The organism is Planktothrix tepida PCC 9214, from assembly GCF_900009145.1.
GTDB lineage: Bacteria > Cyanobacteriota > Cyanobacteriia > Cyanobacteriales > Microcoleaceae > Planktothrix > Planktothrix tepida.
This window is the reverse complement of sequence record NZ_LN889812.1, coordinates 425,481-442,417: the sequence shown is the minus strand read 5'-3', so window position 1 is coordinate 442,417 and position 16,937 is coordinate 425,481. Positions and strand designations below refer to the sequence as shown.

Annotated in this window: 13 protein-coding genes and 1 pseudogene; 4 read left to right on the top strand and 10 right to left on the bottom strand. The window is 40.6% G+C overall.

Annotation, left to right across the window (positions count from 1 at the left end; all coding sequences use genetic code 11):
* Nucleotides 1-59 precede the first annotated feature (59 nt).
* From PL9214_RS21855 to PL9214_RS21825, 7 genes and pseudogenes are all read right to left on the bottom strand, one after another.
* Nucleotides 60-344 (bottom strand): YiaA/YiaB family inner membrane protein, encoded by a 285-nt coding sequence (locus PL9214_RS21855; protein ID WP_072720879.1) that lies wholly within the window; start codon nt 342-344, stop codon nt 60-62.
* A gap of 112 nt (nt 345-456) precedes the next feature.
* Nucleotides 457-1,365, bottom strand: a complete 909-nt coding sequence (locus PL9214_RS21850) for a 2OG-Fe(II) oxygenase (RefSeq protein ID WP_072720878.1) — start codon at nt 1,363-1,365, stop codon at nt 457-459.
* A 100-nt stretch (nt 1,366-1,465) separates the two neighbouring features.
* Nucleotides 1,466-1,939, bottom strand: coding sequence for a ribonucleotide-diphosphate reductase subunit beta (locus tag PL9214_RS21845; RefSeq protein ID WP_072720877.1), 474 nt, complete (start codon nt 1,937-1,939; stop codon nt 1,466-1,468).
* A 387-nt stretch (nt 1,940-2,326) separates the two neighbouring features.
* Entirely contained in the window at nt 2,327-2,653 is a 327-nt protein-coding gene (locus PL9214_RS21840; RefSeq protein ID WP_245824329.1) for a ribonucleotide-diphosphate reductase subunit beta, read from the bottom strand.
* Nucleotides 2,637-4,446: pseudogene (gene ltrA, locus PL9214_RS21835) on the bottom strand (group II intron reverse transcriptase/maturase). The gene PL9214_RS21840 and the pseudogene ltrA overlap by 17 nt, the downstream one beginning before the upstream one ends.
* 555 nt (nt 4,447-5,001) lie before the next feature.
* A complete protein-coding gene (locus tag PL9214_RS21830) occupies nt 5,002-5,313 on the bottom strand; it encodes a ribonucleotide-diphosphate reductase subunit beta (protein ID WP_245824328.1) in 312 nt (103 codons plus the stop codon).
* Nucleotides 5,314-5,453: 140 nt separating this feature from the next.
* Nucleotides 5,454-7,712, bottom strand: coding sequence for a ribonucleoside-diphosphate reductase subunit alpha (locus PL9214_RS21825; RefSeq protein WP_072720876.1), 2,259 nt, complete (start codon nt 7,710-7,712; stop codon nt 5,454-5,456).
* 430 nt (nt 7,713-8,142) lie between these two features.
* On the opposite strand from PL9214_RS21825, the gene PL9214_RS21820 reads away from it, so the two are divergent.
* On the top strand, nt 8,143-8,544 hold the full coding sequence (locus PL9214_RS21820; protein ID WP_072720875.1) for a DUF4346 domain-containing protein: 402 nt from the start codon (nt 8,143-8,145) through the stop codon (nt 8,542-8,544).
* Nucleotides 8,545-8,641: 97 nt separating this feature from the next.
* On the opposite strand, the gene psb30 is transcribed toward PL9214_RS21820, so the two are convergent.
* Nucleotides 8,642-8,773, bottom strand: a complete 132-nt coding sequence (gene psb30, locus PL9214_RS21815; protein ID WP_072720874.1) for a photosystem II reaction center protein Ycf12/Psb30 — start codon at nt 8,771-8,773, stop codon at nt 8,642-8,644.
* Nucleotides 8,774-8,951: 178 nt separating this feature from the next.
* On the opposite strand from psb30, the gene PL9214_RS21810 reads away from it, so the two are divergent.
* The 3 genes from PL9214_RS21810 (at nt 8,952) to PL9214_RS21795 (ending at nt 13,630) form a co-directional block, all read left to right on the top strand.
* Nucleotides 8,952-9,797, top strand: a complete 846-nt coding sequence (locus tag PL9214_RS21810; RefSeq protein ID WP_072720873.1) for a Uma2 family endonuclease — start codon at nt 8,952-8,954, stop codon at nt 9,795-9,797.
* 85 nt (nt 9,798-9,882) lie between these two features.
* Nucleotides 9,883-12,774: an isoleucine--tRNA ligase gene (gene ileS / locus PL9214_RS21805; RefSeq protein WP_072720872.1), complete on the top strand. Its 2,892-nt coding sequence runs from the start codon at nt 9,883-9,885 to the stop codon at nt 12,772-12,774.
* 343 nt (nt 12,775-13,117) lie between these two features.
* Nucleotides 13,118-13,630 carry a DUF29 family protein gene (locus PL9214_RS21795; RefSeq protein ID WP_072720871.1) on the top strand — a complete coding sequence of 171 codons (513 nt, stop codon included), beginning with the start codon at nt 13,118-13,120 and terminating at the stop codon, nt 13,628-13,630.
* A gap of 115 nt (nt 13,631-13,745) precedes the next feature.
* Here PL9214_RS21795 and PL9214_RS21790 read toward each other — a convergent pair whose 3' ends face one another.
* Together PL9214_RS21790 and PL9214_RS21785 are read right to left on the bottom strand one after the other, a co-directional pair.
* Nucleotides 13,746-15,152, bottom strand: coding sequence for an ammonium transporter (locus PL9214_RS21790; RefSeq protein ID WP_245824327.1), 1,407 nt, complete (start codon nt 15,150-15,152; stop codon nt 13,746-13,748).
* 190 nt (nt 15,153-15,342) lie between these two features.
* A complete protein-coding gene (locus PL9214_RS21785) occupies nt 15,343-16,341 on the bottom strand; it encodes a PRC-barrel domain-containing protein (RefSeq protein ID WP_072720859.1) in 999 nt (332 codons plus the stop codon).
* Nucleotides 16,342-16,937: the final 596 nt, after the last annotated feature.

Below are 16,937 nucleotides of genomic sequence, written 5' to 3'. Positions count from 1 at the left end.
TCAATTCAATAGGTATGACTAGGTGCGTGCGAGAAGCTCTTACGCACCCTACTGATTAATTACTTTATTGGGTTATATTCAGCTAATAATTTCTCTAATTTAGCTTGATCAACTTTAGATAATAGTTTTTCGGCTTCGTGATTATCTCGAATTGTTTTCGCTAAGGTAAAAGAGGAACCCACCGAGAAAGTTAATCCCATTCCCATAAATCCTTTGACCCAAATATCAACGGGGAGGTAAGCAATCCCAACCGCAGTTGTAGACACAGCAAGAATAAACGAAACCCAAACTTGAAGAATCCAAGCGGGTGTGTCTTTTTGTGCAACCATTTGTTTATTGCTCATTACTGTTGCTCCCATTTTGTATTAGTTTGGGTCTATCTTAATGGGGGTTGACAGAACTTGTTAATAATAGTAGACAGTTTTTGAAACTGTACACCCGACCACGATAACTAGGTTATTCAGCGCGTAACCAACCATTGAGGGTAAAGCGTCCATCTTCAAAGCGTCGGGACGGACAACTAACGGGCATAACTTCATGTTTACAACGACTATCAAAAAAAACGATACTATTATTATGAGGTTCAATGTCAATAAATTCCCGTTCATTTAAAGCATAACCATTTTGCCATTCCGTTGCATACAATCTTAAATTTCCCCCCGAAAAATTTTTAGGTTCTTTATAAAAATAATAAACGTAAGTTAGGATGCGAGTATTGGTTTCAGGACTTCCAGAATCATTATGAATTTTATAAAAACACCCATCATTATGAGCGGTTAATTGCATTTCTACTTGAGCAACGCTAAAGGGTGTAATATTTAATTGGGTTAAAATTGAAGGAAGTGTAGCAATTATTTTTTTACGGAGAAATTCATAAAAATCAGGGAATAGCGTTGCATATAAAATAGAAGATTTACGATAATTAATGGCTTGAGTCGTCGTTTTAGAATTGACAAATTTACTCGGTTGTTTTAAAGCAATTTTTAAGGCTTCTTCGTGTTCTTTCGGGGATAAGAAACTTTCAATTTGGACATAATTGGCGGGTAAAATTGTTAGCTGATTCTCAGGAATAATAGGTGCTGAAGTTGGGAGAACTTCAACGGTCGTTGCAGCAAGTTGGGGAACAGGAACCTTGTTAGAAAGTGAAGATGAACTCAGCAGAGAAGGAGATTGTAAAAGTTCAAGGGGAGTAACAGAAGAACATCCTGCCAGTTCTAATATTTTTAAGGCAATATTCGCTCGTTCTGAAGGGGAAACTTTCTGATCTTGAAGCAAGGTTTCTAGGGTTGTAATCGATTGATTAATTAAACTCTTGAGTCTTTCTGTGGGAATAAGACTCTCGGTTGTAGGAGGGATAGTATTCATACAGAGTTCGAGCAAATAGTGCTAGAAAGCTATTCTATCTATGGTGACACAAATTTTATCCCAACGGTAGAGACGCGCCATGGCGCGTCTCTACGAGAGGTTAAATTTCGTCCCAACCACTGACACCGGAAGACATCACATAACTGGTGACGCTGGCTTCAAAGAAATTAGCTTTAGTATGCGCTTCTTTTTTGGTATCCGAGAAGCGTTCTAAATGGGTATAGGGACTTTTACTGTACTTTTTATCGGTGTAAAGGGGTTCTAAACCGATAGAACGTAGCCGAATATTGGCTAGATATTTGGTGTATTGTTCGGTACTAGATTCGGTGATTCCTAAGATATTATTTCCCACAATATGATTCGTCCATTTACACTCATGTTCAACGGCAGTATTGAACATTTCATAAATTTGGTCAACGGAGTGGGTAAATACTTGCATGGCTTCAGGAATTAACTTTTGGAATAACCGAACATGAGAAAGTTCATCACGGTTAATCATTTTGAATATATCAGCCGATCCCGGCATTAACATCCGTGACGCTAAATTGTAGAAGTAGATAACGCTACTACCCATCCTTTCAGTAGGGGCTAGAACATACCATTATCTTTAACCTGTCGTTTTTAAGATTTTTAATCTGATAGACAACACCTGTTAAACTTGCCATACAGATCACTATTAAATCAGATGATAAATCCATTATCAAAGTCAATCCGTTTATGGTCAAGTCGGTTAAAGATACTCACCCTCTGTTCGTTGAACCTTCTCCTTTTATGCGGAGCTTGGCTGCTGATTGCCCATTGTAAAGATTAGATCCCTTGCGGCTTCCAATCAATCCTTTAACTTTTTTCTGCTCTCGCACAGCCGCGCTTATCATTTCTAATTTCGCTTTGGTATAAAGGCTTTAGGGAGTTCCAGCAATTTGATGAGTTTTCACTAACATCTCGCGGTGCTAGGGGGCCATTAATTTAACCCATTGTAGAAGTAAAGCCCTTCTAACATATAATCGGCTAACAGAGCAATGAAATAGTTTTCAGCCGTGGAATCATCAATATATTTTTGATAAATTCCGGCAATAAATTCACAGCGATCGCGTAAAACTTCATCTGTTCTCCAAAAATCATAGACAAAATTTCTCCGATCCGATGGAATAATCGTCTCTATCATGTATTGATAGGACTGATTGTGCATTGCTTCTTGAGAAGTTTGTTCTGCCATACACAGGCTAATTTCTGGGGCAGTTACACAACTTTTCAGATGAGGAATAGTTAAACTAAGCAATAACCTCACGGTTACTGCTCGTCTTCAGAACCGGACTTGAGACTTTCACCTCATCCGGCTCCTCAATGATTTGGCTCTTGTCATGAGTACCTTGAGAACTGTCATCTCTGACGGTTTTCTTGTCGTGGCAATGTCGATGTAGAAGTTGAAGGTTTTTGTACTCATCTTTTCCGCCTTTTGATAAAGGAAGGATAAGTCCCGATTTCTAGTACATCTTCTTCTTTAATGTACAATCCGCATTCTGAGCATTTCCCATTTTGTTTCTTCAAGAGCATTGCTACTCTTTTAGGAACTTCCGGGCGTTTGCCCATTCTTTGACTCCAGTATTTCCAGTTACCATCATAGGGCGATAGATTTTCTTTGACTTTGACATGGGATTTTATAGGAGTATCTGCATGGAGTAGTAGTCGAGTTAATTTATCCTCCTTACGACAAGCAAATACCCAGTTTCTATTTCCCTCAGAATGCCAATATCTATTCGCCACCCATTTATCAGTTTTATTCTGATGACGATGTTTACCCCAGCTTAACAATTTGTAGAATATAAGATGATCTATTTTAGCATAGATATCTTTACTCACCACACCCGAAAAATAATTGCACCATCCCCGGATTATCGGGTTTAAGTTATCAATCAAAGCCTTTTGGGGTGCTGATTGATGTTTGTCAATCACTTCGCTGATGTTTTGATAATATTCCTTAATCGATTGCCGACTGGGTTTGATGAGGGTTTTGTATCCTAGTAATCGTCCACCTTTTGTGGTTCTTCCAGAGTGATGTTTTCCGACTTTGTATTGTCGAACATTAAACCCTAGAAAATCAAATCCAGGTTCTTGATTCTCATACGGGTTAAGAGTATGAGTTATTCTGGTTTTACTAGGTTTCAATTCCAATCCCATGCCTTTTAACCATTCAGAAATTATTTCTTGACATCGTTGGACAATGGTTATGTCTTCGTGAAGAATCACAAAGTCATCGGCATATCGGATTAAGCTTATTGCCTTAGCTTTATCTCTGGGTGATAATTTTCCGGGTAAAGTTTTAACAAATTCCTTAATCTGATATTCCATCCCATGAAGGGCAATGTTAGCCAGAAGTGGAGAAATGACCCCTCCCTGTGGCGTACCCTTTGATGTCGGGAACAATTGCTTACCGTCCATAACTCCGCTTTTCAGCCAAGCCCGAATTTGTCTTCGTAATTTGGGATAGGTATTGATTTTATTGAGCAATTGTTCATGGTCGATGCCATCAAAGCATTGAGCGATATCTGCATCAAGCACAAACTTGGGTTTTTGCTTAATAGCATTAAAGATTGCTTGGATTGCATCATGGCATGAGCGTCCTGGTCTGAACCCGTATGAATTGGGTTCAAATCGTGCTTCCCATTCAGGCTCTAATCCTAGTTTGACTAGGGCTTGTAATGCACGGTCATATATTGTTGGTATTCCCAAGGGTCTTTTTTCTCCATTCGGTTTAGGTATCCATACCCGCCGCGTTGGTTTAACTTTTGACCCAAGTTTCAGGTTTTTTACCAGATTTAGACGTTGTTTAGGGGTTAATGATTTAATCCCATCAACACCTGCTGTCTTTTTACCTTGGTTATCCTGAGTCACCTTTCTGACCGCCAGCATTTTTGCTGACCAGGACTTCATCAATGTTTTCTGGAGTCTGCGAACGACTTTAACATCACCACGACTTGAGGCTCGATAGATTCTCTTTTGCAGCTTATAAATTCGGCGTTCCAACTTGCGCCAGTTCACCTGATTCCATTCCACCGTAGTCTTTAAACTCGTATTAGACATATTTACTACTCATTGAAACTCTACCTTCCAAATCATCGTGAGTCTGTCTGCATATCTCAGGTATTACCCTGAGCTTTCGCTTCTGACTCAATCCTTCCGACTCGCTGCATCCGGTTAGCACCTACTCGGAATATTCGACCTTTCCGAGAGCATACGAGGGGTTACTTCGTTCCAAATGACCATTCTATGTACCTTTAGAGTGATGCTCTACGCCGGGTTTATGGGAAGTGCAGGGTGGTCTATTGCAAATTAGCCACCTCCATTAGCCTTTGCCTTTTGGCTCCAGGGTATCAGCCCTATTTCCCTGGTTCACAAGTTACGACGCTTCAGACACATCTTCGTTATCTACTCATGGGTACTTTGCTCAACAGTTATCGGTTACGCTGATTCAGCTAGACTCCCGATAGTCTGCCTTTTCGCCCCGCTTTACGGATTGATGGCTAGTCGCTACCGTAGGGGTGATGCTGTCACTCTTGCACCTAGAGGGTAGGATTTTCACCTACATGGTCATTTAGTTGTCAAGGTTTTTCCAACCTTGCCGACTCCACATCAATCTTAGAGACTGACTTTTGAGCCGAACGAATCGCACTTGCAGGTTTGAATGGAATCTAAAAACGTTAAATAGGATAGAATTCCATCAAAAGCCCAGCGTTCATCGGGAGTTAAATTAACATAATCCACGACATCTTGAGTAATATCTAATTTTTCAGGTACCCAGAAATTCTCGCGCATTTGTTTGTATAATCCCACAGCCCAGGAATAACGCACGTCGTTTAACTGCATTAAATTTGTGGTTTCTCCAAACCAAATTGAACGATGAGCAATATCATCGTTTCCATTGGGGTTAAAAATGGGATTTATGGGCATCTTTAAAGGTTTTTTATGCCCATTTTTATCCATTGCTGATGATGAAAAGAAGTCTAGGGTCATACTTGTAAAATAGAGTAGTGCAAGATTACTTTATCTTACAAGTATGACATAGTGCTATAAGCTTAACAATTTAACTATTAGTTTGCACAAGCCACACAGCTATCATCGGCTTCTTTGAAACTATCACGCTGTACAGTCCTGACATAATAAACGGCTTTACACCCTTGTTGCCAAGCTAAAATTAATGTATCAAAAATGTCTTTAGCTTTGATGGTGCGATCAGGTTCATCGGGGAAATAAATTCCTTCGTTGAGATTAAACATTAATTCCATTGAAATTCCGGTATCAATCCATTGTTGAACAGTAGCAACTGCTTTCACAACAATTTGTTGATTGAGGCTTTTATTTTCCGGGTAAAACCAGAAATGATCTCGCAGAAAAGGTGGCGCAATGGGTACGGTTCCTTTTGCCCATTTGTCATAGAAAAAACGACTATAACAAGGTAAAATACTCGCAGTACATCCTTGCACTAAGGAAGAAGATGTGTTAGGAGCGATCGCAGTAATATGAGAATTCCGAATTCCATATTGTTGAATCTCTAAACTTAATTTTTGCCAGCGTTCTTTATTTCCAGCGTGTTGTAAAAACCACTCTACAGGTTTCGCCCCAATTAATTTTCCTTGACTCCAAGTGCTGCCTTTAAAGGCTGGATAAGCACCTCGTTCTTGTGCCAATTCCATTGAGGTTTGAGTACAATAAAAACCGATATCTTCAAATAGATGACTAATTTCGGTTAAATGATTATAGGTTAATCGATTTTTGGCTAACCAATCCGCTAATCCCATTGCTCCAACCCCAATAGTACGATATTTTTGATTATGGTGTTTACTCGCTTCAAAGGGCGCATTGGTAATTTCGATGGTATTGTCTAACATTCGCACCGCAATTTCACAGATTTCTGGGAGTTCTTCTAGTTCAATATTAGCCAAATTCAAGGAATCTAAGTTGCAAGTGTGTGCTTCCTCTCCGGGTTTAACATTACTCCATGATTCTTGGCACAAATTCCCCCCCGGAATATACCCTTCATGTTGATTCGGATTGGCTCGATTTGAGGTATCTTTAAACCATAAATAGGGCATTCCTGTTTCCACTTGAGAACGCATCATTAACTTGAACAGTTCCCTAGCATTTACCTTTTTATAAAGGGTAATTTCTGTATCTAAATTTTCTTCTATTTGTTGATAGGCTTTTTCAAAGGATTCACCCCAAGTTTCTGCTAATTCAATCCCTAATTTTTCCCTAATTTCATAGGGATCAATCAGTGTCCAATCTTCTCGATTAATTACCCGACGCATGAATTCATCCGGGATGACTAATTGCGGAAAAATATCATAAGCTTTGCGACGTTGATCCCCATTTTCGGTCTGCATTTCCAAAAATTCGGGAACGTCTAAATGCCAGATATCTAAACTAACCGTAATTGCCCCCGCCCGACGACCGCCTTGGTTAACCGCGATCGCAGTATCATTTAATAATTTAATCCAGGGAATAACGCCACCAGAGGTGTTTTGTTTCCCCATGACCCAACTTCCCGTCGCCCGAACTCGACTAACATTGGTTCCCACACCCCCGCCATTTTTAGAAATCCTAGCGGCATCTTTGATGGTGTCAAAAATGCTTTCTAAGTTATCATCCATTGCTGTAATAAAACAGCTACTTAATGAACCATGAGGAATCCTTAAATTAGCTAAAATGGGTGTAGCTAATGAAATTTTGCGTTGAGCGATCGCTTGATAAAATTTTCGCGCCCAAAATAACCGATTTTCGGATGTTTCAACAATTGCTAATAGTAATGCACAGGTTAATAAAGCCTCTTGGGGTAATTCCTCAGACAACAAATAGCGTTTACTTAACAAAACCGCCCCAGCATAATCATAATCTTTATCCCATTCTGGATTAATCCAACTCCCAGCTTCTTGAAGTTCTTCTACGGTATAGGTTAAAATCCTAACGTCATATTGTCCCTGTTCAACTTTGTTGTGAACCGTTCTACAATAGTCGCCGTATTCATAACCACGACGGACTAAGGTATCTTTCCATAAACTCCAAATATGCAGTCTTCCGGCTACATAACGCCAGTCTGGGTCAGAGGGACTGCATAATTCTAGGGCGCAATTAATTAAATTATCCTGAATTTCTCTGGTGGTCACACCATTGCGGAGACGGGTGGTGAGTCCCGCTTCTAAGGTAATGGGGTTCGCCTCCATCCCCTCACAAGCCCAGTTGACAACTTCTCGAATTTTAGACACATCTAAGGGGGCAAAACTGCCATCCCGTTTAATAACTTTAATATCTTTGTTGGGGGTGATGGTAATCGACGGTGATGTTGATTGCATGGTCAATATTTGTACCAACTTCTATAATAAATTCACGCCTTACCACTTTACTCTAATTCCATATTTAGTGACAGGGATTGACAAAAATCTTATTTTACACTATATTTAGTGTAACATTTGATAACTCTACTTAAAATCCAACTTATTAGCATTATTAAGTTGCCCAAAAAAACAACCCCAAAAACAGATGTTGGGGTTGTTTGATTCTCAAAAATAGCAAGCACTCAACCCTTGGAAAATTGAAGATAATGTAGGCGATGTTTTAGAGACCGCTTTAAACTGCATAAAATCTTGTCCGGGCTGGTTCTGTAACAATCTTTGAGAGTTAAAAATAATCTAAATAAACCCGTCTCTAGGGAGTTGATGAAAATTTATTGTTGCAATGAGATAAACTGTAAACAGGTAACTTTATCAATCCATTATTAATATTGTGTTTGCTCAATCAACCACTACTCCCAACGCTCAAGAACTCGCTGCTTTAGATGATCAGCTTTCTAATCGTTTTATTCATCTTGACCCGTCAGGATATTTTATTATTTATATTGATCGAGAAGCTCGGTTAATCTGTGCCGAACATTATACGAACGCTATTAATGAAAAAGGATTAGCCGTTGATCCTGAAACGGGAGAACCTTTCCCTTGTACTGGGAGTTTGAAGCGAACACCCACGACGGTTTTTCAAGGAAGAACGGCTAAAGAATTAGGAATTAAAATTACTGAAGAAACTCAACCCTATCCGATTAGTTGCTTAGATCATGCGTTGTATTTAGGACGGGAATTTGTGAAGGCTGAAATTGCTTTAACCACAGGACAACCCTATATTCAAGACTAAAAAATATAGAGTTAGAAACCGGGTTTCTGACCCAGATTTTGATGATGAAATCCAGATTTTTGTTTAGAAACCCCGTTTCTGGTAAGTCCTGATGTCTCTACAGATCGCCGCCGCGAAAAGCCAGTAACACGATGACTACGGGGCCAGCAACCACAATCAAACCCAACATTGTAAGCTGTGCAATAAGCTCAAAGTTGATATTGCCCAAAAAACTTGTAATTGCGTCCATTGTTCCTCCCAATTTGACCCAGTAAGATATTGAGTGTTTATAAAAATCAACCGTTGATCTTACCAGGCGATCGCACCATCATTTTAAGAATTTTCACAAAACGCAATACAACTCAACCCAGTCAAACCAAATCACAAGCTACCATAGGGAAACAGAACTCAACCCCCCTGTGTTTGCTATGGTTACAACGGCAAATCTTTCTTCTCCTCCAACTCAGGATGAACTACCCTACTCCGATGGAGTTCCGATGGAAAGTCAACGTCACGTCCAGCAGATGACCCTGTTAATTCTGACCCTGCAACCTTGGTTAAACGGGCGAACCGATGGCTATGCAGGGGGAAATATGTTTGTGTATTTTAGTTTAGAACAATTGAAAAATCGGGATTTTCGCGGGCCTGATTTCTTTGCGGTGGTGGGTGTTCCCAAGGGAGAACGCAAAAGTTGGGTGGTTTGGGAAGAAGGAAAAGCCCCCGATGTGGTCATAGAATTGTTATCAGAAAGTACGGCAAATACCGATAAAACCGATAAAAAATTAATTTATCAAAATCAATTACGAGTTTCTGAATATTTTTGGTATGATCCCTTTAACCCTGATGATTGGGCGGGTTTCTTCCTGCAACAAGGAATTTATCAACCGTTAATTTTGAACGAACATCAGCAATTTATTAGTCAATCTTTAGGATTATCATTAGTGCGTTGGTCAGGAATTTATCAAGGGACTGAAGCAGTTTGGTTACGTTGGGCGACTTTAGACGGGGAATTACTTCCTTTAGGAGAAGAAATCGCAGAACAGGAACGTCAAAATGCTAAACAAGAACGTCAAAATGCAGAACAGCAACGTCAACGGGCTGAACAAGCTGAATCTCAACTGTGTCAAGTTGCCTTGAATTTATTGCAAAATGGAATGACGATGGATCAAGTTGTAGAAATTACGGGATTATCTTCAGAACAAATTCAATCCATACAATTAAACCGTAGGGGTGAGGTCTTCTCACCCTTAAGATTAGGAACGCGAAAGAGTTGAGTCCTGAAGGACTTACTACAATTTGTGCGAATTAACGTTAAGATAAAATACGAATAAATTATTGAGAATCGCTCAGGATACTGCTGTGACAGAAGCCAAGTCTTATAAAGATACCGTCAATTTGCCCCAAACAAAATTTGATATGCGGGCAAATGCTGTGAAACGGGAACCGGAAATCCAAGAATTTTGGGCTGAACAGGAAATTTATCAACGCCTGTCAGAAAATAATCCGGGTGAATTATTTATTTTACATGATGGCCCTCCTTATGCGAATGGGGCGCTACATATTGGTCATGCTCTCAATAAAATTCTTAAAGATATTATTAATCGCTATCAAATTTTACAAGGTCGTAAAGTTCGTTATGTTCCGGGGTGGGACTGTCATGGTTTACCCATTGAATTGAAAGTATTACAAAACATGAAAGCGGGGGAAAGAGAACAATTAACCCCGTTAACATTGCGTCATAAAGCCAGAGATTTCGCCTTACAAACCGTTGAACAACAAAAAGCGGGTTTCAAACGGTATGGGGTTTGGGGCGACTGGGAAAACCCCTATTTAACCTTAAAACCTGAATATGAAGCCGCCCAAATTGCGGTATTTGGAAAGATGGTTTTAGAGGGATATATTTATCGCGGACGCAAACCCGTTCACTGGAGTCCCAGTTCTAAAACCGCCTTAGCAGAAGCGGAATTAGAATATCCTGAAGGTCACGTTTCTCGCAGTTTATTTGCTGCCTTTAAACTGTTAACGGTGGCTGAACCCTTGCGGGAATTATTCACACCCTTTTTATCAGAATTAGGGGTTGCGATTTGGACAACAACTCCCTGGACAATTCCGGGTAATTTAGCTGTTGCAGTTAACCCCGCGTTAAATTATGCTGTTGTCGAAGTCGGGGAAACTGAAAAACCTGTTCAGTTTAAATATTTAATTGTGGCAGAAGATTTAGCGGAACAATTATCAACAACGTTGGGTTATCCGCTAACGATTAAAGCCACGTTTAAAGGCAAGGATTTAGAACATTGTACCTACAAACATCCCTTGTTTGAACGGGAAAGTCCGATTGTTTTAGGGGGGGATTATATTACCACAGAATCCGGTACAGGATTAGTTCATACTGCCCCCGGTCATGGTCAAGAAGACTATATTGTGGGTCAAAAATATGGTTTACCAATCTTATCCCCCGTTGATGATCATGGAAACTTTACTTCCGAAGCAGGAAAATTTGAGGGATTGAATGTTTTAGGAGAGGGAAATGGAGCAATTGTTGAGGCTTTAATAGAAGTTAATTCTTTGTTAAAAGAAGAGCCTTATCAACATAAATATCCCTACGATTGGCGTACAAAAAAACCCACGATTTTTAGAGCCACAGAACAATGGTTTGCTTCCGTTGAAGGGTTCCGAGATGCCGCTTTAAAAGCCATTTCCGAGGTGCAATGGATTCCCGCCCAAGGGGAAAATCGGATTACTTCTATGGTAGCAGATCGCAGTGATTGGTGTATTTCTCGACAACGCAGTTGGGGGGTTCCGATTCCGGTTTTCTATGAGGAAGAAACCAACGAACCGCTATTAAATGAAAGCACAATTAATCACGTTCAAACTATTATTGCTGAAAAAGGTTCGGATGCGTGGTGGGAGTTATCCGTTGCAGAATTATTACCAGAAGAATACCGCAATAATGGCAAGACTTACCGCAAGGGAACCGACACAATGGATGTGTGGTTTGATTCGGGTTCTTCTTGGGCTGCGGTGGCGAATCAACGCCCGGAATTACACTATCCGGCGGATATGTATTTAGAAGGGTCTGATCAACATCGGGGCTGGTTTCAATCCAGTTTATTAACCAGTGTAGCAAATTATGGTCACGCTCCCTATAAAACGGTATTAACTCATGGATTTGTTCTCGATGAAAAGGGGATGAAAATGAGTAAATCCTTGGGAAATGTAGTTGATCCGGCGATTGTAATTGAAGGGGGTAAAAACCAACAACAGGAACCACCTTATGGGGCTGATATTCTGCGGTTGTGGGTGTCATCGGTGGATTATTCCTCTGATGTTCCTCTGGGGAAAAATATCCTCAAACAGATGGCGGATGTTTACCGAAAAATTAGAAATACTGCCCGATTTTTATTAGGGAATTTGCATGATTTTGATCCGAGTAAAGATAGCGTTAAATACGAAGAATTACCGGATTTAGATCAATATATGCTCCACCGAATTACGGAAGTATTTACAGAGGTAACGGAAGCCTTTGAAAGTTATCAATTCTTCCGATTTTTCCAGGTGATTCAGAATTTCTGTGTCGTAGATTTGTCGAATTTCTATTTAGATATTGCCAAAGATCGCTTATATATTAGTGCGCCTGCTGCGTTTCGTCGGCGTAGTTGTCAAACGGTGTTAGCGGTGGCGTTAGAAAATTTGGCGGAGGCGATCGCTCCTGTATTATGTCACATGGCGGAAGATATTTGGCAAAATCTCCCCTATTCTACGCCCCATAAATCGGTATTTGAAGCGGGTTGGGTAACGTTAGAAAAACACTGGGAGAAGCCCGAATTAGGGGCGTTATGGCAACAGTTACGACAAATTCGTAGTGAGGTTAATGTTGTCTTAGAAAAGGCGCGTCAAGATAAGATGATTGGTGCGTCTTTAGAAGCGAAAGTGTTGTTATATGTAGCGGATGAGAATTTGCGTCAACATTTGCAACAAATGAACCCCAAAACAACAGAATTAAAAGCAAAGAATGGAGTTGATGAGTTACGATATTTGTTCATCTGTTCTCAAGTTGAATTATTAGAAAACCCCGAACCTTTAAACGGGTTACAGTATTGTCAACAGTTAGAAGGTTTGGGAATTGGTGTTGTGAAAGCGGATGGGGAAAAATGCGATCGCTGTTGGAATTATTCTGTTCATGTTGGGGAATCAAAAGAAGATCCCACCATTTGTGAACGGTGTGTTGAGGCGTTAGCGGGAACGTTTTAAACCCGACTAGAAACCTGGTTTCTTTAAGAAACTGGGTTTCTAATAAATAAATAAATAAATAAAAATTAATTGATTTAAACCTTTGAGATTATGAAATCTATTAAAATTATTGTTGAAAAACATTCTGATGGTTATATTGCTTATCCTTTAGGAATTAAAGGTGTTGTTGTTGGGTAAGGAGAAACCTATCAAGATGCTTTAGTCGATGTTAATTCTGCAATTCGTTGTCATATTGAAATGTTTGGCGAAGAGGTTTTAGAAGAACAATCAGCTATCCTAGATGCTTTTATTGCTGAAGTGAGTGTTTAAATGTCCAAGCTTCTTAATATTGAGAGATTAATTTATGAGTCAAGAATTAATAGATTTAAAACAAAGTATTATAGAGGGTCGATATGACGATGCTTTAGCGATCATAGATGAATGGGAATGGATGAGTAAAGAACAAATTTTACAAAAAATTGAAAGTTTTTTAGTACGGTTATTAGTGCATTTAATTAAAAACCAAGTCGAACAACGTCTAACAAATTCTTGGGCGGTTTCTATTAGAGATTCTATCTTAAAAATTCAACGATTGAATCTTAAGGCTAATAAAACATCTTATTATATTAAAGTTAATGAGTGGGATGGTGATTTAGAAAATGCCTTTAAAGATGCTATCTTTGAAGCGAGTGTGGAAGTACAACAAGGGATTTATAAGCCGAATCAATTACGTCAAATGGTCGATAAAGTTGAGGTGAACAATACAGCGAAAAGATTAATCTCTTTGACTTACAATTATTCCACTGAAGGTTTGCGAGATGTGATTGATGATGAGTTTTGTAAATTACCTGGGGGTGAGGAGTGGAACCGAAAATAACATGAAATCTTTTCCTCTTAGCTCCCTATTATAATACAAAAAAACAGGTTTTTACTCCCTTCTGATGGGGCAAAAACCTGATTGATCAATTAATTATTTTGAATTTTAAATTTCTCTAACCTTCTTTTCGCGAAAAGGTTTCGGTGGCAAAACTCAAACCAGAAGCAAAGTCTTCACCATAAGCTTCTTCACCGTGTTGATCAACATCCAAACCTTGTTCTTCAACCATCGATTTAACTCGCAGTTCCATCAGAGAAGCGAGAATCTTGACAATTACAAACGTTCCAACAGCAGCAAAAATGTAAGTCGCCAGTACCCCAACAATTTGAGGAATTAATTGCCCTGGATTTCCATACACAACTCCATCAAACCCGGCAGGATTCACGCTTTTTGTTGCAAAAACTCCGGTTAAAATAGCTCCAATGGTTCCACCGACGCCATGAACCGAATAGGTATCTAAGGAATCATCAAATTGCAATTTCACCCGCCAACTCACGGCATAGAAACAGCAAACGGCTGTGATTGAACCAATTAAAATTGCACCAACGGGGGTAACAAATCCGGCGGCGGGAGTAATACCCACTAATCCTGCTAAGAAACCACTGGCAATCCCAACGGCTGTGGGTTTACCGCGTAAATACCATTCCACCAGAGCCCAAGTTAACCCTCCGGCTGATGTTGAGACCATGGTGGCGACAAAAGCAACAGTCGCTAAAGAACCTGAACTTAAAGCACTGCCAGCATTAAAGCCAAACCAGCCAAACCACAACATCCCAATCCCTAACAGGACAAAAGGAACATTATGGGGGACATGGGGAATTACCATAAAATGCTTCCGAGAGCCAATCATCCAAGCGAGAATCACCGCCGAGACCCCGGAACTGATATGAACAACAGTTCCGCCTGCAAAATCTAATGCACCAATGGCTTGTAACCAACCCCGACCCCAAACCCAATGGGCTAAGGGAGAATAAACAAACGTAGACCACAGCAAGACAAACCAAAAATAAGCTTTAAAGGTCATCCGTTCAACAATCGCCCCACAAATTAACGCGGGGGTGATGATGGCGAACATCATCTGATACACCATAAACAACTGGTGAGGGATGGTTCCTGCATAGCCAATGGGGTCAGGAGCATCGGCTGCGACGTTATGTAAAAAAGCCCAATCTAATCCACCAATAAACCGTTCAATGCCTTGACCAAAGCCTTCAGAAACGGGAGTCGAGACATCAAAGGCAAGGCTATATCCCCAGAATACCCAGGTTACACCAACGATTCCCATCAAGATGAAGCTCATCATCATCGTGTTGAGAACGTTACGAGAGCGGACTAATCCACCATAAAAGAACGCTAACCCCGGTGTCATAAATAGCACTAAGGCGGCAGAAACCAACATAAAGGCTGTATCCCCAGAATTAATCGGGTTTTCTGCGGCTTCTTGCGCCCAAGCGGTTCCCGTCAGAGGGCCGACCAGCAGAGCGAATGCAACTAATCCAATAATTCCTAATTTTTTGAGCACGTTACTATTCTTTCCCTATAACCAAAAATTATCCAGACAGTGAATCTGTATTTTGCCCATTGGTTCCAGCAATCATTCTGTATCCTAAAATACAAAATACCAGGAATCACGCTCGGTTAACATTTGGCATAGAAGCAGTTAGGAGCCAGGAATTCATCAATTCTTCCTCGGCTCCCGTGGCTCCCCCTAACTACTCCTCATATTCCGGCATTTTCTTCTTCTCTGGAATATTAATTCGGGGTGGCTGATAGGGTTTAGGCGTTTCATCATCATTCCAAGCATCAGAATCTACGTCATTTTCGTATTCGTAATTTAATTCTCTGGCGTAGAGTTTTTGTTCCTGACGGGGAGGTTCAATGGGAACTAATTCCCGTTCTCGGTAGCGATCATCTTCATCCCGTTCCACATCGCCCCAATTATCTTCTTCTTCATACTCATCATAAATCGGTTGGGGCTGACGCAAGGGTTGAACGGGGGCGGGATGTTCTTCCCAAGCATCATTTTCGTCCCAAGTTTCTTCCTGAGCCACAGCAGGGGCGCGACTGGCTCGTTGGGGGGGCGTTTGGGGAAGTCCGGTTCCTAACTGGTTGGCGGGTTTAACCGTTGGGGGATAATACATTCCCTCTTCTTCTTTTTCCCAAGGGGCTTCTCCCAAGCCTAAGCGTTCTAACAAACCCACAGACAACTGTTGTAAGCGATCTTCTGATCCTTCAAACACAATTAATCGATTGGGGCCACTACTGACAATTTCCTCAATGGACAATTCGTAGGTGCTGATCACTTGGTCGGGAATTTGAGGTAGACCAATGGAGGCGATAATTAAGGATTCTAATTTGCCATCCCGGGTATCGAATCTGAATCCTCGGACTCGTCCTAACGGTTCTCCCGTTTCGGTGATCACTTCACTATTGATCAGGGTACTGTAGCCTTCTACATCCACGTCTTCTTCGAGGACGGTATCATCATCCACCAAAATTACGTCACCGATTTCGCGGACACTACTCAGGTACATAAATTTTGGCATTCCAGCGATCGCCAGAATATTATCGCGGATTCCGATCGCTACAATTTCACGCTGATCTACGTCTACCCATAATTGGCTCACGATCCCAAGTCGTTTACCTCTGTCACGGGTGATAACTTGAGTGCCGAGAATTTCGGAGCGTTGGCGGATATGTTCAGATGTCATGCTAGGCAGAATTTCAGTTTTAACTGTTAAAGATACAGATTACTCTACAAATTCTAATGGCGTAGATGCGTATCCATGCCATTAGTTTTTCGGGTTTTCTCTACAAGGTGGATAGTCCACCGATAATCCATTAGTTCTGATGCTATCAGAATATTTTGTTTTTGGTTCCTATCAGGGGGTAGAGCATCGTTAATCTGCTCCCTCAATTATAAATTAGCGTAGGGAGACAAAAATGGTTGCTCGGTTGCCGAAAAACTGTTTCCGGGTCTGCTGAATCAGGATATCGGTTCAGCGTAGAGTTGCCAAGGTTGTCATGAATACTAGGCCCATCTGCATTTTCTCCCAGGGGAGTTGAATGGAGAGGATAAAGGAATAGATAGAAACGCGGGTAAAATTTTCTCTGACCATCTCACACCCCAGACCCGATATTAAAAGATAGTTTCAAAGGAACACTGTTTCTTGCTGAAGATAGATGTTTTTTGGAAAAATTAAAGACAGGACACTCTACATCTTCTGATAAATTCAATGAGGGTTTAAGAATACAATCGATTTCCTAAAGTTTTAACCTGCTTTTTACCGAAATGAGTAGAATCAAC

Coding starts and splice junctions, on each gene's coding strand:
- PL9214_RS21785 (WP_072720859.1), bottom strand. CDS start 16,341: ATGACATCTGAACATATCCGCCAACGCTCCGAAATTCTCGGCACTCAA.
- psb30 (WP_072720874.1), bottom strand. CDS start 8,773: ATGGACGCAATTACAAGTTTTTTGGGCAATATCAACTTTGAGCTTATT.
- PL9214_RS21810 (WP_072720873.1), top strand. CDS start 8,952: ATGGTTACAACGGCAAATCTTTCTTCTCCTCCAACTCAGGATGAACTA.
- PL9214_RS21845 (WP_072720877.1), bottom strand. CDS start 1,939: ATGGGTAGTAGCGTTATCTACTTCTACAATTTAGCGTCACGGATGTTA.
- PL9214_RS21825 (WP_072720876.1), bottom strand. CDS start 7,712: ATGCAATCAACATCACCGTCGATTACCATCACCCCCAACAAAGATATT.
- PL9214_RS21795 (WP_072720871.1), top strand. CDS start 13,118: ATGAGTCAAGAATTAATAGATTTAAAACAAAGTATTATAGAGGGTCGA.
- PL9214_RS21855 (WP_072720879.1), bottom strand. CDS start 344: ATGAGCAATAAACAAATGGTTGCACAAAAAGACACACCCGCTTGGATT.
- PL9214_RS21830 (WP_245824328.1), bottom strand. CDS start 5,313: ATGCCCATAAATCCCATTTTTAACCCCAATGGAAACGATGATATTGCT.
- PL9214_RS21850 (WP_072720878.1), bottom strand. CDS start 1,365: ATGAATACTATCCCTCCTACAACCGAGAGTCTTATTCCCACAGAAAGA.